1 protein-coding gene is annotated in these 1,466 nt (G+C 61.6%); it reads right to left on the bottom strand.

Features of this window, described 5'->3' with window-relative positions; all coding sequences use genetic code 11:
• A partial coding sequence (locus QEH53_RS23710; RefSeq protein WP_309025717.1) for an ISL3 family transposase occupies positions 1-1,191 on the bottom strand: 1,191 nt, incomplete at its 3' end.
• Positions 1,192-1,466: the final 275 nt, after the last annotated feature.

Raw genomic sequence — 1,466 nt, 5'->3', positions numbered from 1 at the left:
CAGCGCTTTATAGGTTCTAAATCCGTACGCTTTTCTGGTAGCGAGATTCACGTTGCGGTTCAGGCCCTCTACGATCCCCGAGGAAAAGGCCTTTTTCGCCTCGAAGTAGTTTATTATAAGGTCCTGGTGCTTGCGCACGCTCTTGACGAACTTCTTAATCGGCTCGAGCTTCGAACGGGCCGCCCTGAAGCACCACTTCCTGAGGTACCAGCGCGCCCAGCGCGGGCTCTCGTAGCGCCAGAGCATCTGGAAGGACTCCTTGAGCAGGTAGGCCTTGACGCTTTTGAGGTCGAGCTTGAGGACGTCGTCGAGCTTGGCCTTCTGCCTGTCGGTGAGGTTCTCGGGATTCTTCGCGAAGCAGAACTTGGTGTGCTTGAGCGTCTCGGCATAGCCTGCGGCCTTGAGCTTGCGCGCTTCGGCGGCGCGGATCTCGTTGAGCGCCTTGTTGAGATTGGCGACGATGTGGAAACGGTCGAGGATGTGAATCGCGCGGGGCAGCTTGTCGGCGATCACCTTGAGGTAGGGCTTCCACATGTCCGAGCAGACGTAGCGGATGCTCCCCGCCCGACTCTCGCCGAGCATCGAGAAGAAGCTCAGCAGCGAGTCGGCCGTGCGCTTCTCGCAGACATGGAGAAGGCGGCGACGGCCGACGTCGATCTGGTAGACCAGCGTGACGTAGTCGTGCCCCTTGCCCTTGCACCACTCGTCCACGCCGATGGCCTCTATGCCTCCGAGCTCCCGCCGCTCCAGTCCGTAGGCCACCGCCCGGCTCACCGAGCGGTAGACCGAGTCCCAGCTCGCTCGGAACGCCTCGGCGACCTGCTTCCAGCTCAAGCGCTTTGCCCAGCGGGCCAGGAACTGCTCGTAGGGCTTGGTGAGCGGGCTCTTGCCGTCGGCCCAGGGCACGCGCTCCACCGTCGGCCCGCAATGCGGACATGCCGCCCGCCGCATCCGGTAGGCGAAGTAGACCTGGTGCCCCCACAGGGGAACGAACTGGAAGTGGCGAGCCTTGCCGGCTGTGTCGTAGACCGACGCCTTGGAGCCGCACCGCGAGCAGACGGGCCTGGAGCCCTTGCGCGGGGCGATCTCGGCGACGATTCGCTCGCAGCCCTTGGCCCCAGCGAAAGCGACGTTAAGGTAGACAAAACCCTTGAGCCGGTAGACCTTGTTGAGCAAGCTCTTCAGAAGCACCGGCGTCCTTTGTTGACGTTTGTTTTCACACCTTACGATGCGGGGGCGCCGGTGCGCCTTTCCAGCCCAAAGGAAAACACCACGTTTTTTCCGAAGGAAAAGAACAAGCTCCCTCGATCCATCGGCCGCAGCGAAGCGCAAGCCCAATGTCGTATAAAGCGCCCTGCTCGCAGGGCCGAGCGCAGCGAGTTTATGCCGACATTGGGCTTGCGCGCAGCGTAGGACTATGGAACCGGCTATAATCATTTTTCACCCACAGATTTTCCGGAAGACCC

The sequence above is a fragment of the Pelagicoccus sp. SDUM812002 genome, from assembly GCF_031127835.1.
Lineage (GTDB): Bacteria > Verrucomicrobiota > Verrucomicrobiia > Opitutales > Opitutaceae > Pelagicoccus.
The sequence above is the reverse complement of the archived record's forward strand: the minus strand, read 5'-3'. Positions and strand labels throughout refer to the sequence as shown.